Source organism: Paenibacillus sp. NPDC058174, assembly GCF_042883865.1.
Taxonomy (GTDB): Bacteria; Bacillota; Bacilli; order Paenibacillales; family Paenibacillaceae; genus Pristimantibacillus.
Genome location: NZ_JBHVUY010000002.1, coordinates 881,983 through 903,787, shown reverse-complemented (window position 1 = coordinate 903,787; position 21,805 = coordinate 881,983). Strand labels below are relative to the sequence as shown.

Below are 21,805 nucleotides of genomic sequence, written 5' to 3'. Positions count from 1 at the left end.
TTTAAGCCTCTCCCTTTTGCGAATCCGCTTCATTCGCCAGATGTTGTTTGACCAGTCCGATCAGCCTTGCCGTCTCCCCGTATTGATCGGCCGGCGCATTATGCTCAATGCCCCAGTAGCCTTTATAGCCCGCTTCCCGCAGCGTGCGGATCGTTTGAATCGCTTCAGGCGATGCTGCCGTCTCCGCATCGAAATGCGTGTGATACGCCCAAGGCGCAACAAGCCGGTCCCCCTCCTCGCGATCGGCACGCCAACGTCCCAGATGGACAAGGAAGCCAAACGCCGGATGGCCCACTGCCTCCGCCAGCCGCTTCAATTCCTTTGGCTGCAGCGATGCGCCCATATGATTTTCCGGACCGATCCGGAAGCCGTTATCCGACGCAAATTCGGAGAACTGCTGATAACGCCGCACGGTAAACTCGAATTGCTCCTCGCCCATCGGCTCGGTATCGGTATAAGAACCGCCAGTATCAATCCGGACCGTTTCTGCGCCCAGCATAACTGCAGCCTGCAAATGAACGAGCGCATTCTCATACAAATGCTCTCTCATCTCCGGGTCCGGGTCCCATAAATGTGCGCCGTCGATCGCGAAATTCACAACTCTGAGCTCCCGCTCATCGAGCGCCTCTTTAATTTTCCGAATATATCCTTCATCCGCCAGCTTCATCACCGGCTTGCTGTTCCGGTCAATGAAAAAACCGTTCCATAAGTCGGCAACGTCCAGCCCATAGCGGTATTTAACCGTTTCCAAATAACCGAATACGTCCATCTTTCCTTCTAAATACGTGTTGTTGAACGAATAGCCTCCAATTGAAATGTTCATAAGCAGTCACCTCTCCCGGCAGTCATTGTGTTCCCACCTTCATTATAGTCCTCTGTCCAAAACGGACAGGGGCTCTTTTTCCTTCGAGATGGGGTAAATTTCTATCGTTGCCGGTATAGAAAAGGTTGTGATTGGGGTATAATGGATACGCGAACTATGACGAATTGTCGAATGGTAGCGTAATCAATCTATTTTCAATATAATAATGATACATAATCGTTATTTTAGTTATGTGGCATGTTTATAATATAATGGTTTTATATGAATGTTCTAATTCCGTCCCATGAACTTCAAAATCCGTAAGGCGGAGGTATCTGACGATGTCAGCTGGTAATGATCAGACGCAAAACCCATGGGCATCCTATTACGGGCCCAATCTTGGTTATGTGCAAGAACAATATGAATTGTACAAGCAAAATCCTGAATCGGTCGTAGCGGAATACCGCGATCTGTTCGCGCGCTGGGGCGAGCCGCCTCAATACGCCGGACAACAAAGCGCTCCAATCGGAGCCGCTTCACAAGGCACTTCCAACATTAACGCTAAAGTGTTACAAAACCTCGTAGCCGCAGGCAAATTCGTATGGAACATACGTGCCTTCGGCCATTTGGCTGCGGACATAGATCCGCTCGGCATCAGTCCGAAATCGAATACCAATATGCTGGATGCGGCAACTTACGGCCTAACCTCGGCTGATCTCGCAGAATTGCCTGCTGAGCTCGTATGGACGAAAGCTCCTTCCGACGTATCCAACGGCCTGGAAGCGATTGAGAAGCTTCGCAAAGCCTACACCGGCACCATCGCTTATGAATTCAGCCACGTTCACAATGAAGAGGAACGCCTTTGGCTGAAACAAAAAGTAGAGAAAGAAATTCCAGACTTCTCCATGAAGGCAGAGGAACAGAAGCAGCTGCTGAAAAAGCTTTACGAAGCCGAGCAGTTTGAAGACTTCCTGCAGCGTACTTTCGTCGGCCAAAAACGGTTCTCCGTTGAAGGCAACGACGTACTGGTTGCTCTCGTGGACGAAATGGTTCATGAGCTTTCCAATGACGGTGTCAGCCATATTCTGATGGGGATGGCGCATCGCGGCCGCTTGAACATTCTGGCCCATGTCCTTGGCAAGCCTTACAGCAAAATTTTCTCGGAGTTCCACCATTCGCCTAACAAAAAACTTATTCCGTCCGAAGGCTCCATCGGCATCAATTACGGCTGGACCGGCGACGTTAAATATCACTTGGGCGCCAACCGCTCGATCAAAAACGGCGAGACGGTCGAAACCCGCATTACGCTTGCCAACAACCCGAGTCACCTGGAGTTCGTCAACCCTGTCGTTGAAGGCTTCACGCGCGCAGCGCAGGATGACCGCAGCAAGCCTGGCTACCCGCAGCAAAATCTCGAAGCGGCTGCTTCGATCATTATGCACGGCGATGCCGCTTTCCCTGGTGAAGGCATCGTAGCGGAGACGCTGAACATCGCTCAGTTGAAAGGCTATTCGCATGGCGGTACGCTTCATATTATCGTCAACAACCGTATCGGCTTCACAACGGAAAGCCACGACTCCCGCTCGACGCATTACGCGAGCGACGTTGCGAAAGGCTATGAAATTCCGATTGTGCATGTCAATGCCGACGATCCGGAAGCTGTTATCACTGCGGCACGGATGGCATCCGAGTACCGGACGGTCTTCAAGAAAGATTTCTTGATCGACTTGGTCGGCTACCGCAAATACGGACATAATGAGACGGATGATCCGGAAACGACTCAACCGCTTATTTACCGCAAAGTGAAAGCCCACCCTACCGTTAGCCGCATCTACGCGGACAAACTGGTAGCAGCAGGCGCTATTACTGAAGCCGATGCAGAGGCTCTGAAACAAAGCGTTATCGATACGCTGAAAGCCGCTTATGAGGAAGTTAAGGCCCGTGACGGCAAAGAGCCTGTCCACCAAACGCCTTCCCTGCCTCGCGACCAGGAATTCGGCAAGGATGTTCAAGCCGTTTCCGTTGAGACGCTGCGTGAAATTAATACGGAGCTGCTTCGCTGGCCGGATAACTTTACGGTCTATCCGAAGCTGCAGCGTATATTGGAACGCCGGGCAACGGCGCTTAACGATGGAGAGAAGCTGGATTGGGGCCATGCGGAGACGCTTGCCTTCGCCACGATTCTCGCCGAAGGCAAACCGATCCGGATTAGCGGCCAGGACGTAGAGCGCGCTACTTTCGCTCACCGCAACCTGGTGCTGCATGACGCTGAAACCGGCAATACGTTCAGCCCGCTGCATCAATTGCCGCAAGCGAAAGCTTCATTCGCTATTCACAACAGCCCACTGTCTGAAGCTGCTGTGCTTGGCTTCGAATACGGCTATAACGTTCATGCACCGGAAACGCTCGTTATCTGGGAAGCGCAATATGGCGACTTCACGAACGTAGCGCAAGTGCTGATCGATCAATTCATCTCTGCCGGCCGCTCCAAGTGGCAGCAGAAGTCCAGCTTGGTTATGCTTCTCCCTCACGGCTACGAAGGCCAAGGACCGGAGCATTCCAGCGCTCGTCTGGAGCGTTTCCTTCAGCTTTCGGGCGAAGAGAACTGGACAGTGGCCAACTTGTCCAGCGCTGCGCAATACTATCACCTGCTGCGCCGTCAAGCCTCGATTACGGAGAGCGAAGCTGCTCGTCCGCTTATCGTTATGGCGCCGAAGAGCCTTATCCGCAACCCGCGTGTCGCTTCCAGCGTCACCGAGCTTACTGAAGGCAGCTTCAAGCTGGTCGTTGAACAGCCAGGCCTCGGCGCTCGTCCGGACCGCGTAGAGCGTCTGGTGCTTGCAACGGGCAAAATGGCGATCGACATCGAAGAAGCGATTGAAAAGGACGAGAACGGAGACAAGGACTGGCTTCACGTTGTACGCGTCGAGCAGCTCTATCCGTTCCCGGATAAAGAAATCAAAGCGATTATCGAGCGTCTGCCGAACTTGAAGGAAATCGTATGGGTTCAAGAAGAGCCGCATAACATGGGCGCTTGGAGCTATATGGAGCCTCGCGTTCGCAAGATCGCTCCAGCAGGCGTAGGCGTAAGCTATATCGGACGTCCAGAACGGTCCAGTACGGCAAGCGGCTTCCAGCAGGTACACGCTTTTGAACAACAGCATATCCTTTTGCAAACGTTGAAATATAATCCATCACTCACAACCAACTCGGGGAGGTAGTCGCATTGCAACAAATTATAGTTCCAGCCATGGGCGAATCCATTACAGAAGGAACAATTTCGAAATGGGTCGTTAAAGTAGGAGACGCAGTTAAACAAGGCGACGTGCTTCTAGAGCTTGAAACCGATAAAGTCAACATTGAAATTAGCGCTGAGCAAGACGGCGTACTGCAAGAAATTACACGCAACGAAGGCGACACCGTACAAATCGGTGAAGTAATCGGCAGCATCGGAGCGGGCAGCGGCGCTGCTCCGGCTCCAGCTGCTGCACCGGCAGCTGAGCCTGCCAAAGCTCCTGCTCAAGAAGCGGCACCTGCTCCGGCATCAGCTCCAACAGCTCCTCCTGCTGCAGACAAAGGCGGTCAAGTGAACGCTTCTCCTGCAGCTAGAAAGCTTGCAAGAGAAAAAGGCATCGACCTGTCCCAGGCGCAATCGTCGCTGAGCCGCGTTAGCTCGGACGACGTTCGCAGCTTCGGACAGCAGCCGGCAGCTCCAGCAGCTGCCCCTGCTCCGAAAGCAGCAGCTCAACCGGCCTTTACGTCGAACAAGCCTTACGAGCGCAAGAAAATGTCCCGCCGCCGGGCGACAATCGCTAACCGCCTTGTTGAAGCGCAAAGAACAGCAGCTATGCTGACAACGTTCAACGAAGTCGACATGACAGCGATTATGGACGTTCGCAAACGCCGCAAACAAGCTTTCTTCGACAAGCATGACGTAAACCTCGGCTTTATGTCATTCTTCACGAAGGCTGTCGTTGGCGCATTGAAGGAATTCCCGCTTCTGAACGCTGAGATCGACGGCGATGACATTATTGCGAAACAGTTCTACGATATCGGTATCGCGGTTTCCGCGAAAGAAGGCTTGGTCGTTCCAGTCGTTCGCGATGCAGACCGTCTGAGCTTCGCCGAAATCGAGAAGCAAATCGTTGATCTTGCTGGCAAAGCACGCACCAACTCGCTTGGTCTGGCTGAGCTGCAAGGCGGCACATTCACAATCACGAACGGCGGCACTTTCGGCTCCCTGCTGTCGACGCCAATTCTGAATGCTCCGCAAGTCGGCATTCTCGGTATGCACAAAATCCAGCTTCGTCCGGTTGCAATCGACGCTGAGCGTTCGGAAAACCGTCCGATGATGTACATTGCTCTTACTTACGATCACCGGATCGTAGACGGCTCTGAAGCCGTTCGCTTCCTGGTTAAAGTAAAAGAAATGCTCGAAGATCCAGAAACGCTGCTGCTGGAAGGCTAATTCTGCAGCAACCGATATAACGAAAGCCCGGCGCGGATGCGCCGGGCTTTTCTTTATTTTGCTATTGCTCGCCATTATGTCCAATTACACAAACTTCCGGCTCGTCTTTTTCCCGTCGCAGCTGAATACGATTTTTTTATCCTCTACCACAGTTTCAAGATGGACCGATTTGCCCCAGAGCTGAACAACGTACGGCAACGTGCGCTCAACATATTTCAGATCCAGTTCTGTCCCCTCATAGCTGTGCCTCAAGTAAAGCTCCCCTACCCGGTTGAAATCGCCGTCAAATACAACGATGTTCGGGAAGCCTCCGTTCACTTTGGAATAGACGAGCTGCTCCCTGATGTTTTCCCAAGACTTATCGGTAATTTTCCACTCCGGCCCCTTCTTCTCGAAGATGTACAGATCAAGATCGTCCACGAGTTCTTTCGTCAAATAATTGCGAAGGAAGGAGATGTCGGAATCGGCTTCCCTTACTTCGAACATTTTGCTGCGTCCTTGCCCCGGAACACGCCCATAACGCTCTTGTTCAAGAGCAGTCGGGTTATCCCAGCGGCGTTCGATATCCTCGAAAATTTTCAATCCCAAGTAATAAGGGTTTAAGCTGTGCCGGGATGGCACGACGACCGATGAATTCAGCTTGGCAAACTCAATCGTCTCATCGCTGGTTAATGAAAGCTCGCGAATAATGCGTTGATGCCAATACGAAGCCCATCCCTCATTCATAATCTTCGTCTCGATCTGCGGCCAGAAGTAGAGCATCTCATCGCGAAGCATCGATAACACATCACGCTGCCAGTCTGCCAGCTGCGGCGAATATTCCTCGATAAACCAGAGCAGATCCTTCTCCGGCTCCGGAGGAAAGCGTTTAGCGGCGGCTGCAACTGCCTCCTCTTCGGCAGCATCATTTTCTTTCTCATCAAGCGACCATAAATCCTCGTAGCCGGATACACTGTTGAGCTTCGAAGAGCGGTTCTTCTCTTTCGTCAGAAGCTCAATATAGCGGTTTTTGTCCAGCTGATACGGTTTAATAATTGTAGGGTCAACATGCTCCTGAATCGCAAGCACCGCATCAATAAATTTCTCGACCGCCTCTGAGCCGTGATCCATCTCATACTGATGAATGCGGTCAGCCGTTGCAGACATGCTTTCTACCATATTGCGGTTCGTCGCTCCGAAACGGGCATTGTTTTTGAAGAAATCGCAGTGGGCGAGCACATGCGCAACAATAAGCTTGTTCTGGATCAGCGAATTGCCTTCCAGCAGAAACGCATAACAAGGATTCGAGTTAATGACCAGCTCATAGATTTTACTTAGTCCAAAATCATATTGCATTTTCATCTTATTGAAGGTTTTGCCAAAGCTCCAATGGCTGAATCTCGTTGGCATGCCGTAAGCGCCAAACGTGTAGATGATATCTGCCGGACAAATCTCATAACGCATCGGGTAAAAATCAAGGCCGAACCCTTCCGCGATTTCCGTAATCTCATCGATAGACCGCTCCAAAGCGCGGATATCGTCCTGGTTCATCCGCCATCCCCCTGTACATGTTAATACCGTTCATACCATATGTATGCTTGGCTGAGCAGCGGTATGACGGTTTGACAAGGGGATAGCGGAGCATTTATGACCCTTTATCTGCATCATGTTTATGGTAATCTAACCCTGACTGTTGTATTATTAACATAGATTGTACCATTTTGTTTACATATTATAGGTTTTAATTCATGATTTTCAGTCGTAAAGGATGTTGTCCGCTATTATCCCGATACTAACTTCTATTATTCATGGTCTAATGTATATTATGGCGGCGGGGTTAATGTTCGTCATTATTACGCCGAGATTCTCTTATTCCAACAATCGCCGCAAGCTTCTATTCATAGCTATTCTGGGCTTATTGTCTGTCATCTATTTAGGACTTGAACAAACCGATCCGCTTGTCTATGCGCTGCATCTAACGCCAATTTCGTTGACGCTGGCCGTTTTATACGAAGGCATGCTTCCTGGTATCGCCACATGGGCGGCCTTCTGCATCGGCGGCATTTTTATTATGCACAATGATCCGCTCACGACCTTACTCTCGAGCGTCATCCTTTTTGCCGGGGGACTTCTATGTCATTATAAACTCGAATCCGTCTCTCAGCTGCGAATGTCCATCAGATACTTCGGTCTTGTCTTCACGCATCTTACGGTTTATACGACGATTAGCATCATGCAAGGCGGCTCATTCGAATTCCGCACGCTCGCCTTGATTAGCGCAGCAGACCTTCTTTCATCTCTATTCATCAACTATATCTACTTCCACGTCAAGCATCAGGAACGCTTTCAGCAAGAACTGATTATGTCTGAAAAATATCAAATGATCGGCCACCTAGCCGCTTCTATCTCGCATGAAATTCGCAATCCACTCACAACGACAAGAGGTTTTCTTCAATTAATGGGCAAGGAGGATCTTGATCGCGGAACGCTGGACCGGTACCGGAAATATGCCTTCGAAGGGGTAGATCTCGCCAGCACGATCATTACCGACTATTTGAACTTTTCCAAGCCCAATGAAGAAAAAAGCCAGCTGTTAGACGTGCAGGCAGAGATCGACGGCATCATCCCCTGGCTGCAGCCCTACTCGGCCCTGTCGAACATCGAAATCGAAATTGAGCATTTATCCCGGGAGAAGCTACTCATACTCGGTGAGCCGAAAAAACTGCAGCAATGCTTGCTTAATGTGATGAAAAATGCTATCGAATCGATGCCGGATGGCGGCAAATTGACGGTGCAGACTCAGCTGGTACAAAATTCTGTTCACATTACAATCCGCGATACTGGCGCCGGAATGGACAAGTCGCAAGTAAAGCGGCTGGGCAAGCCTTATTTTACAACGAAAGAAAAAGGAACGGGTCTTGGCCTTATGGTCGTCATGAGTATGATAAAAACGATGGACGGCAAAATTATTTTCCGGAGCAAGCCTAACGAAGGCACGGTCTGCGAGCTGCATTTTAAACAGGTCGAGTTGAAATAAGACTAGGAAGAAAAACAGCCTTTGAGGCTGCCGGTCAACCGGCGCTTCAAAGGCTGTTTTTGTAATGCTGTTTGGCCGTATACATCTCTTGATCGGCATTGGCAATGAGCTGTCTCAGACTGACGTAGACGCCCTGATTGGAGCTCACGCCGATGCTCGCCGTAATAAAGACAGGAACATCGTCGGTAAGAAAAGGATCTTGAAACGATCTTTCAATCTTTTCTTTAACGGTACGAATGCCGCTCTCCTCCGCCAATTGCGGGAAGCAGATCAGAAATTCATCGCCTCCGTACCGGATGATGCGGTCGCTTTTGCGCAGATGGCTTCGCAAGCGATTCGAAATTTGGATCAGCAGCTTATCGCCCGTTTCATGGCCAAACTGATCATTAATCCATTTAAAATCATTCAAATCGATAAACATGACGCCAGATGGCGCTTCTTTGTCGAACAGCTTATGAAGATATCGGCGATTGTATAAGCCGGTTAAGCTGTCCGTGACGGCTGTATTCTCCAGATCGATAGCATAAGCAATAAAAGCGGCCATCGATTGCAGCTGCATCAGCTGCTCATCCGAAAGCTCAAACGGCTCGCTGTGTACGATATGAATCGTGCCGTACGCATGGTTGTCCGCCGTGACAATCGGCACGGATAGACGCGGCTTATCTGCCGTCAATTCCACCGTTACCGCATCGGGGTCGCCGGGCTGCTCCTGCATCGCCGGCTCAAGGTGATTAAAGGCTTTAATAATGCGGTTGTTGGCTCCATCGCAAGCGGTAATGAAAAGCTTGTCCGCCTTTAATTGACGTTTCAAATTATGGATAACGTACGCTAACGCATCCTCTAAACTGGTGGTGGTGGCATTCATGCCGCTTTTCACTCCCGCTCTATTGATCACCCGCAACTCCCGCTGCTAGATCTAGTTTATTCGAAAAAGAAACGATTCTCAATATTAGATTATTGGGAAATCTCTGGCTTTGGAACTATTTCTAACCGATTATTCCTTTACGTTTCATTCTGTGATTTCGTTTCCATAAAAATAAAAACTTTAACAAGCTTGTGCGATAGACGGGGTCGCTGCGCGTTTTGGTCCATGCTGCTATTCTTGATTCCATTGCCCACCGTTAACACGGTGATCATGGAGAGAATCTGCAAAAAATCATTATGGACTCAAAACGCTCCGCTATCCCTATTCGCAAAAGTTCGTTCCTTTTATGATTGACTGGCGCGCTGCGCGTTTTGGTCCATGCTGCTATTCTTGATTCCATTCCACACCGCTAACATGGTGATAATGAATAGAATCTGCGAAAAATCATCATGAACTCAAAACGCTACGCTATCCCTATTCGCACTACAAAAACCTCGAAGGTAAATATATACATATTTGCATATTTACACACATACGATATGCATCTGACTTTGCGCTGAGCTGAGCAGCGAAAATCGAGATACGAAATCGACTCCGTTCATATAGCTCGCCTTAACCAATTGGGGAACAAAATGTAAAAGTGCAGGTTGATAAGACCCAAATAGCCGAAAATAGCGATCAAAATGTAAAAGTACATTTGAAATCGGCATATTGGGCTCCATAGAGCCCTTTTGGACCAATCAGCCTGCACATTTGCATTTTGATACGATAAATCGCCGAAAAATCTTCAAACAACCTGCACTTTTACATTTTGATTGGTGATTCGTGACACGCTACAGCTCCACGTCCTGCAATAAGCCAATAGGAAGTTAATTCCTCAGTTCACCTGCAGGGAATGACAGGTTTAGGGTGCAAAGCGCAGCTGGATTGGAAGAACATTCCGACGCACGCACACACACTCACGCGCACACACAAAAAAGAGCCCCTCAATAAAAATTTGTGGGGGCTCTAACTATAACCGCATGCAAACCTGTTGCATGCGATACTTTCTATTCCATCAGATCAGTTCAACTGCCCTTGCGTTAGCCTCTACTTGAGCAGGGTCTTTGCAGCCTGGAATGACCGCCGTGACGATCGGGTTTTTCAAGCACCACGCAAGCGCCCAGCTAGCCATATCAACGCCTTGAGGCACTTCCTCACGCTGAATGCGCTCGACCTCCTCCAGCTTCTGCCGCGTATTCTCGGCATCATGCCGGTGGCGCACGTCCGTACTGCCAAACACAGCGCCCGGCTTATACTTGCCGCTCAAATAGCCGCTCGCAAGCGGCACACGGGCAAGAACGCCCAAATCTTGGCGCTCGCAGGAAGGAAATACGCGTTCCTCCGGCGCACGGTCCAGGCGGTTGTAGACGACCTGAATTGCCCGCGAGTTCACTTTAGTTGAAGCATCAGTCTGATGCAGGTTGTCGTTGCTGCCGATTGAAGTGCCGAGAAAGCGGATTTTCCCCGCCTCGACCTGCTTGTTCAGCGTGTCCCAAAGCTCGTCATTGTCAAATGCCGCATCGGGTCCAGAATGGAATTGATATAAATCAATATAGTCGGTCTGCAGCGCTTTGAGCGAAGCATCCAGCTGGGCGATGACACCTTTGGCGTCAAATACGTCTGTACGGGAAAATCGTTCATGAAAATGATGGCCGAACTTCGTTGCAATGATCCAGTCCTCGCGGTTGCGGCGGCCAATGTAGCTGCCGATCAGCGATTCGGACAGATGATCGCCATAGCATTCCGCTGTATCGATGAGGTTGATGCCGAGCTCCCGGCCTTTGTCGAGAATGGCATCCGATTCTTCCTGCGTATACTCCCGGCCCCACTCGCCGCCGAACTGCCATGTTCCAATCCCAATGACCGATACATTCAAATCCGTGCTGCCAAGTCTTCTATACTTCAACCTCTACACCTCTTCCTGTCGAATATGTAACAGCTTTATTGTACGATATCGACGGGACATGTTCCAATCCACAACTGTTTTTATTGGAAACCGGCTTTTTTCAAATTACGGTAACTGATCGTCAAGCTTTCGAACGCATCCGTCGGCCCGGCATCCCGCTCCACCAGATACCATTTCACATCCGCTTCCTCGCATGCCTTGAAGATATCCGGCCACTCCAGATTACCTTCCAGCACCTCAGCCATAATCGTCTTCTCATCAACAATCGCCATGTCCTTCAAATGAATGGCTTCGATTCTTCCTTTCATCTTCCGGATCCAGCTGCTTGGATCGGCGCCTCCCGCCTGCACCCAATACGTATCGAGCGTAAACAAGAAGCTTTCCGGATCTGTATTCTCCAGCAGCGTTTCGATACCCAGCTTGCCGTTATGCTTCTCAAACTCGAAATGATGATTATGATAACTGAATTTCAGTCCGTTTTTCGCGAGCTCCTTGGCAATTGCGTTGAATTTAGCAGCGAATGCTGCATATCCGTCTGCATTCCTATATTCCACAGGCAAGCCGCCGATACCCGCCAACCCGCAGCCAAGCGTATGATGATCACGAATAATGCCATCCAAATCATCAACAAACCGCTCATAAGGCATATGCGTCAATACAATCTGCAATCCATGCGACCGTGCGATGGCAGCCAATTCTTCCGGCGGAATCGGACCCAGCCCCGAAGCTTGAATTGTCGTATAGCCGATTTCTTTAATTTTACGAAGGGATTGGTCAATTTCCTCCGGTGTTTTGACGTAATCACGAATCGTATACAGCTGAGCTCCCGTTATTTTGGACATCTGAATACCCGCCTTTCCCATCCTTCTGATTTGCAATCGAATAAAGCGATTACATCTGTTGAACTACCCTTTAAGTATAGTAGAATACAGCCTTCTTTCCATTGCGAATAACAAGATTCACATTGCAAATATAGCGCTATTCTTTTACACTAATGGCGTAGTCAGCGCAGGAGGGATCATAGGATATGGGCACCGTTCGTCAATTACGTACCGATTCATTGAATTACCACTATAGTGTGGATCAGCAGCAAACAGAGGAATACGCTCTTCATTGCCATCCGTTCTATGAGGTTTTCTATTTTATTTCAGGCGAGGTCAGCTATTTGATCGAAGGAAAGCGCTACATCCCGACTCCCCATAGCTTGCTTCTCATCCCCCCGAACGTCTTTCACGGAGTGAAGATCGAGAGTACCGTTACCTATGCGCGTTATGCGCTGCATTTTCTTCCCGGCCTGCTGCCTATCGAAATGCGGACAACGCTGCTGTCGCCTTTTCACTCACAGGGCGATTCCAGCGACTTCTACTTCCCGGGTGCTGCGGATTCAGGCATGACATCATTTTTCGAGCAGCTCATGGACTGCCGTGAAATGGATGATGACATTAGAGAGCTTTCAACGCGAATTCGATTAGAGGCGCTTCTTTCGCAACTGCTATTCATGAGCCGCTCCCGCAAGGATCGGCGTACGACCGAGCTTCACTCGCAGACGATGACCGCTGTCCTTGCCTATCTGAACGAGTGGTTAACGGCCGAAATTACACTGGATGAGCTGTCCGCCCGTTTTTTCATCAGCAAGCATCATTTGAATAAAATGTTTCGCAAAGCGACAGGCACGACGATTGGCCATTACATCCTTCACAAGCGTGTCGTGCTTGCGAGCCAATTAATGCAGGAGGGACATCCAGCCAGTGCTGCAGCAATAAATGCCGGATTCCAGCACTATTCATCTTTTTACCGCGCCTATAAAAAAATTTACGGTCATTCCCCTACAGAGAGGGGCGACCAGATTTCATTGCGCTTCTAGCACTTGGAAAAGCTCTTGCCGAATCCGTGCCCGTGCAGCGCGAGCCTCTACACCCGCCGTTTGTATTTGCCATTATAAGCGATGCTAATGTCTACATCGATCTTCGCCAGCGAATGCTCATCCAAAAACATAATCGTTCCGTCATGACTGACTTTTTTCCAAGCCTTCGGGTTTTTCCGGTACAGCTTATCCTCGAGCCCAAACACATCAACACCGGTTTGAATGCCCGCTTCATAGGTCGTTTTAATATACTGCTGGATTTCTTTCTCGCATAAACGAACCATATCCTCGTACGACATGGGTTCTATATATTCATATAGGGCTGCCTTATACCTAGCCTTCACCTTGAAGGTAACGTCTGTTCCGTTCACGACCGGCGTAATTCTCAAATTCGGATAACCTATGCTCACCGAACCGTAAACCACACCTTTATCATCCTCAAGCAGCACCTGCATCCGGCGCATTTTCTGCTGCAGAAAAGGAAAGCCGACAAGCTTTTTATGCGAAATATATTTGAATTTGCCCTCCCGTTCAAAAAAAGCCCCGTCGATGCGATGCAAGCTCTGCTCTCGCTCATTAACCGTCCAGTCCTTCCTGTTAATAACGACATTCGGCAGATAGGCCCGGTTCTGCTTGCCGTTCAATTCCGCAATAAACCGGAGGGCAAGAACCGGCGGATATAGCGACTCATCCTTATAAGAGGGAAGCGGATCATGTAGGATGGAGGACAATGGCGACTCGTTAAAAATCGTATTCGTGCTCAGCAGCTCCTCGATCGAATCCCTCGTGCCGTATACCCATGTCGTATAACGGGATTCCGGATACCGGCTGACCATATCGAGCACCTTATGCAAATTGCCGCTCTCGAGCAGCCTTTCGGAAAAGACAATCGAAGTAATATGCCCCCATGTTATATGCATCTGGGCGGTCCGGTACAGCTCATTAATAGCCATATCCAGCGTTTTTCCGCTCCCATGACCCAGCCAGATGTTAGGCACCTTTCCGCCTGCCCCTCCCTCTCCTTTCGCTACTGTAGAAAACTCAAGCATTTGCACATATACGGTGTAAATGCCATTGGAGTAGTCCAGTCCCAGCGCTTTCGCATAGCTGTTGCTTTGAATTTCCGTCGCGCTCCAGCAGCCGGTTGTCATGAAAATCAGCATAGCTGCAAGAAATGCGTGCACGATTCTTCTAAGCCTTGCAAGCTTCAATTGCCCTCATCCTTCCTCGGAGACTTCGTCTCGAGATAAAGGGGACGCCGTTTATTCCAGGTGCGAGGCAGCTTGAATAAAGCAGCATAGGCTTGCTTGATGTTTAGCGGACTAAGCGGAGCCAGATAAGGAACGCCAAACGATTCCAGACCCGTCAGGTAGATCAGGAACAATATTAGTGACAGAATGAACCCGTATATGCCAAGTGATGCGCTCAAAATAAACGTAACGAAGCGGATTATGATCAGCGAGCTCGACATAACCTGATTGACGACTGTCGCTCCGGCAACAATCGTAACCGCAACAACAACAATCATAAGCGGGGATACAATGCCCGCCCGTATTGCCGATTCGCCGATAATAAGCCCACCAACGACCGTAAGGGTCTGACCGATCGCCATCGGCAGCCGGACGCCCGCTTCGCGGAACAGCTCCATCAGAATCATGATGAGGCACATCTCCACCGCAGTCTCCATCGGCAGCCCCATTCGTCCGGTGGAGACTGTAACGACAAGCGAGAACGGCACCTGATCCATATGAAAGGTCGTCAGCGCGATATAGAATCCGGGCAGAAACAACGTAATGAACAATCCCATAAACCTCAGCAGCCGGCCGATATTAACCGAAAACAACGGAAAGTTAGCATCCTCTGGCGATTTCAGCAGCAGGAACAGATTTACAGGACCAATGATCGCACTAGGATTGCCGTCTACGATAATGACAAAGCGGCCGTTAATCAGACATTCAGCGGCAAAATCAGGTCTTCCCGTATAGTGGGTAACCGGGAAAATTGTAAATTGCAGCGGCGAGAGCAGCTCCTCCAGCTGATTAGAGGTTAAAAGTCTCTCCACTTTAATGGTCTGAAGCTTCTGGTGAACATGCTGGATCATTTCGTCATTTGCGATATTACGCATATATAACAGGGCCACTTTATTGGCGGTAAGCGTACCGATCACTTCAAACTTGCAGGCTAATTCGGAGGTGCGCAGGCGTGTCCGGATCAAGGCTACGTTAATTGCCAGCGGTTCAATGAAGCCGTCGCCGGAGCCGCGAATCGTCACCTCAGTTCTTGATTCCTCTGGCGCCCGCGTAGGAATGTTGGAAACATCGATGCTCCACATCGCTTGCAGCGAAGGAATGCAGAACAGCATATGTCCCTCGAAGACTCGGACTGCCATCGCCTCCGCGCCAAACTGGCTCGTGTTGGGATCTACCTGCACCCATACGAGATTGGCTTCGTTCTCGACATCCACCACCCGCAAAAACTTCGTTTTCTCAAATATCCGGTTCAGCTCAGGAATAATAACATCATTGATCATATTCGTCTCTGCCATGCCGCAGTTATAGACGATAATGGCGGTTACAGGCGGATTGCCTACGCGATGGCTATCCACGATAACATCGTCGCAATAAGAGAAAAACTGCTCCAGCGTCCGCTGCGACATATGAAACGGCTTCTGCCCCTGGTCACCGTTGTCATTTCCGCTGCCGTCGCTGCCGGTTCCGCCTTTGGTGCTGCCGCGGTCGGCTCCTCTGCTTTGGCCGCTTGCAGCATTCAATCCGCCGGCAGCTCTTGAATCCGCCTGCTTACCGCCTTTTGTATCCTTGTTCGCTTGTTTGCTCACACTGTCCTTTGTGTCTTCTTTGTTCATTTAGGCCACCTCTTTATCTTCTTTGCGCCACCAGCACAGGAGCGCGAGCAGAATGGTTAAGCTGTAAGCGTAAATAAGCACAGCAGGAAATTGAATGTGATTCACATATTCATAGACAAGATCAATTCGCCACCAAATGATCGAAAATCCGCACATGACGGTCATAATGCATGCAATAGCGACCATCCGTTTATGAGGACGACGTATATCCAGCAGGTCCACAATCAGGTAGATGGCAATTGCAATTCGGGCAAAAGACCCGCTAAGCCATTGATAGATCGATAAAAAATCAACATGCTGCAGCAGCTTTCCGACATTTACTAGCTTCCATTGATCATAGGGAGTAATCCGCTGCTTCATCGCTTCCTCCGGACCAAACTCCGTTATCCCTCCTATTGTCGGACCTAATGTAATGCCAACCATAAAGACGCCAAGTATCAACAAATGCCACAGCTTCACCTTGCTTTTAATCTCATGCTGGAACAATAGCAGTGTCCATACCTCGACCATGCCGGCTAATGCATAGATCATCCCTTGCCAGACAGGCTCAGCGCCATGCTCCAGAATCGGCAGCAGCTGATTATAGTTTTTATATTTCGTGTTGGCCCCCATAACGAAATAACCAAGGAAAATAACAAAGGGCAGCAAGATTGCGGAAGTCATTGCAATCGTAGGCAGCCCCCTCATTGCAGCCAGTGCCGACACTAGCGCGCCGCCTATAACCACAACGGACAGCGGCGTAAATTGCAAGTAAGTGGCTACCGTCCAATTGGAGGTTTCGAACAACGTATGTGTGCCTAGAACAAGCAGCAGAAGCGCTGCCGACAAGCGAAGCAGCCATGACGGCACGACGCCGAATTGCCGGGCGACCCAATCCGTCAGTCTCTGCCCGTGTACCCTTTTCATAACCACATACATAAGGATCATGAACAAAATAAATAACGGTCCAGCCGCAATAATAGACAGCCAGGCATCCCTGCCTGCAGCGTCGAGTATAGCCGGGATTGCCAATACATGGCAGATTAATCCAGCCCCCAGCATGATAATGGAGAACGCCAGCCAGACCGATATCAGCTTATTGCCATGATTCATAAGCTATCCCCCCTGATGCTGACAAGTTATTTCTTATCATGCCAAATTTTAGCTTGGCTATTCCTGCAAAAGAAAGAAGAGGATGCCTCCAAGCAGCCAAGCTGCCTGGGAGACATCCTCTTCATATTGGGATCGATACGATGATCTAATCCTCCACTTTCCGCACATCAACCGTCACTTTAAGCTGCTGCCCGCCATTACCGCGGTAGACGCCTTTGACCGGAACGATATCCTTATAATCACGCCCATGACCCAGCTTTACATAACGCTCGCCAACCGGCGCCTCGTTAGTTGGATCGAAGCTGCACCAGCCGAGCGACGGTACGTAAGCTTCAACCCAGGCATGGGAAGCCTGCTCGAAATCGGCAATTCCGCCCTGCAGATCGCCGACGAAATGATAGCCGCTCACATAACGCGCAGGTATGCTGTGCGCCCGGCAGCAGGCAATCATCAAATGGGCGAAATCCTGACATACGCCCCGCTTCCGCTCGATCATATCGCTTGCCTTCGTCTTCACCGTCGTCGCTTCCGGATCGTAAATAAACTGAACCCGAATGCTGCTCGACAAGGCGGACAGCCAGCCCAATACGCTAATGTCGGCCTCTTCCTTATCGCTAATGCTGTAGGCGAAGCTCTCGACTTCAGGCGTGACGCCGGTGTACTCGGTCTCCAGCAAAAACTCGGCAAACCGGTTGGCTGCTTCCTCCGTTTCCAGCCAAGACCAAGCTTCCCGCGCCAGCTTGCCATTCAGCAAGGCGGCTTGCTCCTCCGGGCTTGGCGCATTTTTCGTCACGACGGTCATTTGTGTCCGAATCGTAAGCTTGCGGTGCATGGAATTCACGGAAAAAGAATGAACCCGATTGCCGAAATAATCTTCATAGCTAAAGAGGGAAGCATTGGGCTCGATCCAGATCGCCTGCTGGTAACAGGACTGCCGGTCGTTGGTGCTTGGCGTCAGACGGATTTCATTGACACTGTCCGTAACCGGCGCCTCGTATTCGTATTGCGTCACATGTGAAATATTCAGCTTCATGCGCTTGCTTCCCCCATTCGAAAAAAGGTTTTGGCAAACGCAACCCCCATCGTCTCGCATGCCTCCAGCAGATGGTCGACAATTGAACCGTTGCGGTCGACAATCATATCGTCATGCTCTAGACAGGCCAAGTCGGCCTTCACTTTGCCCACCTGACGAATAACCCTATCATGAGCGATCCGGAGCTGCTTATCCTGCAGCTCGATCATCCGCATATGCTCATCCAGCGAGTGAAAAGCGAAATGAACGGAACGCGGAAAGGCAGCATTCAGTACGACGAATTCGACAATCGATTCTACGGACATTCCATCCGCGTAAAACCGGCGGAAAGACTGATAGCCGCTCACCGATTTCAATACCGCTTGCAAATACGGATAAGCGCCCGTATTGTTCCACCCTTCTCCGCTAGCGGCGTTGCCGACCGCTTTAATGATGCGCAGCGTATTTTCCGCACGTTCCAAATATCTGCCGCATTCGATGAAATGCCATTCATTCTCCCTCGGCATGACCGACTGGCAGAACCCCTGAAACAGAGCGGTCCATTCCCGGATGCGTCCATAGAACAAATGAGGCGATTCGCGCATAAGATCATCCGGCTGCTTCTCCCGCAGCCACAAATAAAAGGAGTTGATTGTGTCCCACAGCTCGCTTGGCACCTTCTCGCGAATAGTCCGCAGATTGCCTCTTGCATGGCTGACACAGGACACAAGGGAATTGGCATTGTCACGGTCGAGCGTAATGTAATGGAGAACATCCTGTTCGCTGTAAGCGCCGTATTGCGCTTCATAGGAATCTCTGCTGCCCAGCGCGTCAACGATTCTCGCCCATTTGCAAGGCGCATCCGCAGCGATGTCCCCGGGACCGCCCGCATCCAATCCGCGTTCATCCTCTGCCTGCAGATGGTAATGAACATCAATCAATCTTGCGTGGTTTTCCGCACGTTCCATATAGCGGCCAATCCAGAATAAAGCCTCCGCATTACGATTAAGCATAGCGACCCCTCCATTTCTTCGGCCTCGACCGAGGCTCCTCATTGACCGCCTATCTTGTTACCGGCTCAACACCCATGTGTCCTTAACACCGCCGCCTTGCGAGGAATTGACGACGAGCGAGCCTTCTCTCATCGCAACTCTGGTGAGACCGCCAGGTATGACATGCGTCTCCTCGCCCATTAGCGCAAACGCCCGCAAATCGATATGACGGGGCGACATGCTTCCGTTAACCATAACCGGCGCCCGCGACAGCTTCATCGTCGTCTGCGCAATATAGCGGTCAGGCTCGCGTATAATCGCTGCTGCGAAATCTTTAATTTCCTTGGCCGAAGCTGCAGGACCGATCAGCATGCCATAACCGCCGGATAAAGATGTTTCTTTGACGACCAGCTGCTCCAAATGATCCAGTACATAGTCCCGCTCTTCCTTGCGCGATAAAATATAAGTCGGGACGTTATTCAGAATCGGCTCCTCGCCCAAATAGTAGCGAATCATATCGGGGACATATGCATACACTGCTTTATCGTCCGCTACCCCTGTACCGGGAGCATTCGCAATCGCAACGTTGCCAGCTCGGTAGGCATTCATCAAGCCTGGCACGCCAAGCAGCGAATCAGGATGGAAGGCAAGCGGGTCAAGAAAATCATCATCGATCCGGCGGTAAATAACATCAACCTGACGCAAGCCGCGCAAATCACGCAAATAAATTTTATGGTCCTTATAGACCAGATCTCTCCCTTCCACGAGATGGATGCCCATTTGCTGTGCGAGAAAGGTATGCTCGTAATAAGCGGAATTGAAGGCTCCCGGCGTAAGAAGGACGATCAGCGGATCGCGCTTGCCGCTTGGAGCCAGTGAACGAAGCGAGCTCAGGAAATAATTCAAGCTGCGTTCGATGCTTTGTACAGACGAGGACAAATATAGATCGTGGAACAGCTCGCTCATAAGCGTACGGCCTTTGAACAAATACGAGAAGCCTGACGGCGAGCGCAGATTGTCCTCCAGTACGTAATAACAGCCTTTTTCATCTCTAATTAAGTCTATGCCGGAAGCCGTAATATAAACGCCTCCCGGAACGTCGAGTCCGGACATTTCCGGACGGAAATACGTGTTGGATACGATCATCTTTCTAGGGATAACACCGTCAGCTACGATTCGCTGACCATGGTAAATATCATGGACGAACAAATTAAGCGCCTTAATGCGCTGGCGGACGCCCCGGTCCACCGCATCCCATTCATGCTTCGGAATAACCCGGGGGATATAGTCGAACGGTATCGTTCGCTCAAGCGGCTCGCTCTGGTTAGGACTATAGAGGGTAAAGGTAATTCCCTCCTCCAGCATCCTTTGATTGAGGGCATGCTGCCGCATCGACAGCTCGGCGTGCTTCATCCTTCCGAATAGACGATGGACGCTTTCGTAATGCGGACGAACGGACAAATCCTGCTCGAACATCTCATCGTAAAATGAATGCGAATCATAATAGTGCGACTGCGTGGCCGTCGACATGCGAACCGCCTCCTCCATGATGGTGCTGCATCCTCAATCCATGCTTACATTGGACATCTTACCATATGTCATGTTTAGGTAAGATAATGTTAGTGATTTAGCTGGATTTTACCTGTATTTGTATCTTTTATGTTAGGTTAATCATACTAAATCCGAATGTTAATGTCAACTTATATAACACAAAAGCAGGGCTTCTAATGGAAGAAGATCCCTGCTTTATCATATGCCTATTCTTTTGTTATGTATTCAATTGGCGCAAATCTTTCGCCACTTGCTCCACCATTTGAACGAATACCGCCAATTCCTGCGAGCGGGCTGCCTGATTGCGCGCTTCTCCAGACGTCTGCTCCGATTCCTTCTGTACGGCGGCGATTTTTTTCTCAATCTCCTCCAGATTGCGCTGAATCGTCTCCATCGCCGTCCGCGAGGAGGCTGCCAGCTTTCGAACCTCATTGGCCACTACCTCAAAGCCCCGGCCGTTTTCCCCTGCTCTGGCTGCTTCAATGGCGGCGTTCAGCCCCAATAAATGCGTCTGATCGGAAATGCCTCGAATGAGTGTCCCCATCTCCGTAATGCCATCAAGCTCGATTTGCAGCTCGCCTAGCAGCTCATGCGCTTTGTCTTGCGATTGCGATGTCGATACCGCTGTTGCAGCGATCGATTGCGCGCCTTCATCCAACTCGACCATTAGTCCTGCCAGCTTCTCTACAGCGCCTGTTACGGTTGTCAACATTTCGGACCGTTCATCGGCCAGCGCTTGAACTTTCGCTTGCTCGGATTGGTTATATGCCTCCAAGACGAGCTGCGAGTCTAAATTGAACATTTTGCTAAGCGAATGAATGATGCCGCTCCAGCGGTCCGGAATAACCCGCTGCATCACTTGCGTCGAAATATCGAGATAGGTCATATACGTGCCCAGATACCAGTCCGTCGTCAGCCCAATCCGCGAGTGAACCAAGCCGATTTTGATCCGGTTCTCAATAAACGGCTCATCGATAATGCCGGAAGCCAGAGACAGCCAGTAGACGCGCTGCGTTTCTTTCAGCCGTTCAATATTGCTGACCCGGTTAATCAGATCCATCATTTCGGGATATTGCTCGATGCTGGAGTAGAAGCGGTCCACTACTTCCTCCACAACCTGCTCGAATATCGGACGGCAGGCAGACAGCCTGTCCAAGTCTTCTTGGGTTATTCTTGTATAGTCCAGCTGCCGTTGACGATGCGCCGAAACGTTAATCATGTTGAAGCTCCCCCTAAGTTTGGCATAATTATTCTGCTTTCTATTATATCGACAAAATAGGGTATAAAGTAACCCTTATTTGGAAAAAGAAAACCAGCGGCACCATTCTCCGC

Annotated in this window: 16 protein-coding genes; 4 read left to right on the top strand and 12 right to left on the bottom strand. The window is 50.2% G+C overall.

Going from position 1 to position 21,805, the window contains the following annotated elements:
• Position 1: 1 nt before the first annotated feature.
• Positions 2–823, bottom strand: coding sequence for a sugar phosphate isomerase/epimerase family protein (locus ACFVVF_RS15595; protein WP_387811085.1), 822 nt, complete (start codon positions 821–823; stop codon positions 2–4).
• Between the two features lie 320 nt (positions 824–1,143).
• Here ACFVVF_RS15595 and ACFVVF_RS15590 point away from each other — a divergent pair, with 320 nt between their 5' ends.
• Complete coding sequence (locus ACFVVF_RS15590) at positions 1,144–4,023, top strand: 2-oxoglutarate dehydrogenase E1 component (RefSeq protein ID WP_387811082.1); 2,880 nt, start codon at positions 1,144–1,146, stop codon at positions 4,021–4,023.
• 5 nt (positions 4,024–4,028) lie between these two features.
• Entirely contained in the window at positions 4,029–5,270 is a 1,242-nt protein-coding gene (odhB, locus tag ACFVVF_RS15585; RefSeq protein ID WP_387811079.1) for a 2-oxoglutarate dehydrogenase complex dihydrolipoyllysine-residue succinyltransferase, read from the top strand.
• An 84-nt stretch (positions 5,271–5,354) separates the two neighbouring features.
• Here the strand turns inward: odhB and ACFVVF_RS15580 are convergent, their stop codons facing one another.
• On the bottom strand, positions 5,355–6,800 hold the full coding sequence (locus ACFVVF_RS15580; protein ID WP_387811076.1) for a SpoVR family protein: 1,446 nt from the start codon (positions 6,798–6,800) through the stop codon (positions 5,355–5,357).
• Between the two features lie 289 nt (positions 6,801–7,089).
• Here ACFVVF_RS15580 and ACFVVF_RS15575 point away from each other — a divergent pair, with 289 nt between their 5' ends.
• On the top strand, positions 7,090–8,286 hold the full coding sequence (locus tag ACFVVF_RS15575) for an ATP-binding protein (protein ID WP_387811073.1): 1,197 nt from the start codon (positions 7,090–7,092) through the stop codon (positions 8,284–8,286).
• Between the two features lie 46 nt (positions 8,287–8,332).
• Here ACFVVF_RS15575 and ACFVVF_RS15570 read toward each other — a convergent pair whose 3' ends face one another.
• The 3 genes from ACFVVF_RS15570 to ACFVVF_RS15560 all read right to left on the bottom strand — a co-directional run bounded on the left by ACFVVF_RS15570 (position 8,333) and on the right by ACFVVF_RS15560 (position 11,941).
• Positions 8,333–9,181 (bottom strand): sensor domain-containing diguanylate cyclase, encoded by an 849-nt coding sequence (locus ACFVVF_RS15570; RefSeq protein WP_387811070.1) that lies wholly within the window; start codon positions 9,179–9,181, stop codon positions 8,333–8,335.
• A gap of 1,027 nt (positions 9,182–10,208) precedes the next feature.
• Positions 10,209–11,099: an aldo/keto reductase gene (locus tag ACFVVF_RS15565; RefSeq protein WP_387811067.1), complete on the bottom strand. Its 891-nt coding sequence runs from the start codon at positions 11,097–11,099 to the stop codon at positions 10,209–10,211.
• An 80-nt stretch (positions 11,100–11,179) separates the two neighbouring features.
• Positions 11,180–11,941: a sugar phosphate isomerase/epimerase family protein gene (locus tag ACFVVF_RS15560; protein ID WP_387811065.1), complete on the bottom strand. Its 762-nt coding sequence runs from the start codon at positions 11,939–11,941 to the stop codon at positions 11,180–11,182.
• A 185-nt stretch (positions 11,942–12,126) separates the two neighbouring features.
• Here ACFVVF_RS15560 and ACFVVF_RS15555 point away from each other — a divergent pair, with 185 nt between their 5' ends.
• The gene (locus ACFVVF_RS15555) at positions 12,127–12,963 is read left to right on the top strand and encodes a helix-turn-helix transcriptional regulator (RefSeq protein ID WP_387811062.1); all 837 of its coding nucleotides are present in this window, start codon (positions 12,127–12,129) and stop codon (positions 12,961–12,963) included.
• A gap of 47 nt (positions 12,964–13,010) precedes the next feature.
• Here the strand turns inward: ACFVVF_RS15555 and ACFVVF_RS15550 are convergent, their stop codons facing one another.
• The 7 genes from ACFVVF_RS15550 to ACFVVF_RS15520 form a co-directional block, all read right to left on the bottom strand.
• The gene (locus tag ACFVVF_RS15550) at positions 13,011–14,174 is read right to left on the bottom strand and encodes a Ger(x)C family spore germination protein (protein WP_387811059.1); all 1,164 of its coding nucleotides are present in this window, start codon (positions 14,172–14,174) and stop codon (positions 13,011–13,013) included.
• Positions 14,171–15,826 carry a spore germination protein gene (locus tag ACFVVF_RS15545; protein ID WP_387811056.1) on the bottom strand — a complete coding sequence of 552 codons (1,656 nt, stop codon included), beginning with the start codon at positions 15,824–15,826 and terminating at the stop codon, positions 14,171–14,173. The genes ACFVVF_RS15550 and ACFVVF_RS15545 overlap by 4 nt, the downstream gene beginning before the upstream one ends.
• A complete protein-coding gene (locus tag ACFVVF_RS15540; RefSeq protein ID WP_387811053.1) occupies positions 15,827–16,918 on the bottom strand; it encodes a GerAB/ArcD/ProY family transporter in 1,092 nt (363 codons plus the stop codon).
• A 145-nt stretch (positions 16,919–17,063) separates the two neighbouring features.
• Positions 17,064–17,951, bottom strand: a complete 888-nt coding sequence (locus ACFVVF_RS15535; RefSeq protein ID WP_387811050.1) for a transglutaminase family protein — start codon at positions 17,949–17,951, stop codon at positions 17,064–17,066.
• Positions 17,948–18,943: an alpha-E domain-containing protein gene (locus ACFVVF_RS15530; RefSeq protein ID WP_387811047.1), complete on the bottom strand. Its 996-nt coding sequence runs from the start codon at positions 18,941–18,943 to the stop codon at positions 17,948–17,950. The genes ACFVVF_RS15535 and ACFVVF_RS15530 overlap by 4 nt, the downstream gene beginning before the upstream one ends.
• Before the next feature lie 57 nt (positions 18,944–19,000).
• Complete coding sequence (locus ACFVVF_RS15525) at positions 19,001–20,452, bottom strand: circularly permuted type 2 ATP-grasp protein (protein WP_387811044.1); 1,452 nt, start codon at positions 20,450–20,452, stop codon at positions 19,001–19,003.
• A 238-nt stretch (positions 20,453–20,690) separates the two neighbouring features.
• Positions 20,691–21,692 carry a protoglobin domain-containing protein gene (locus ACFVVF_RS15520; protein WP_387811043.1) on the bottom strand — a complete coding sequence of 334 codons (1,002 nt, stop codon included), beginning with the start codon at positions 21,690–21,692 and terminating at the stop codon, positions 20,691–20,693.
• Positions 21,693–21,805 lie beyond the last annotated feature (113 nt).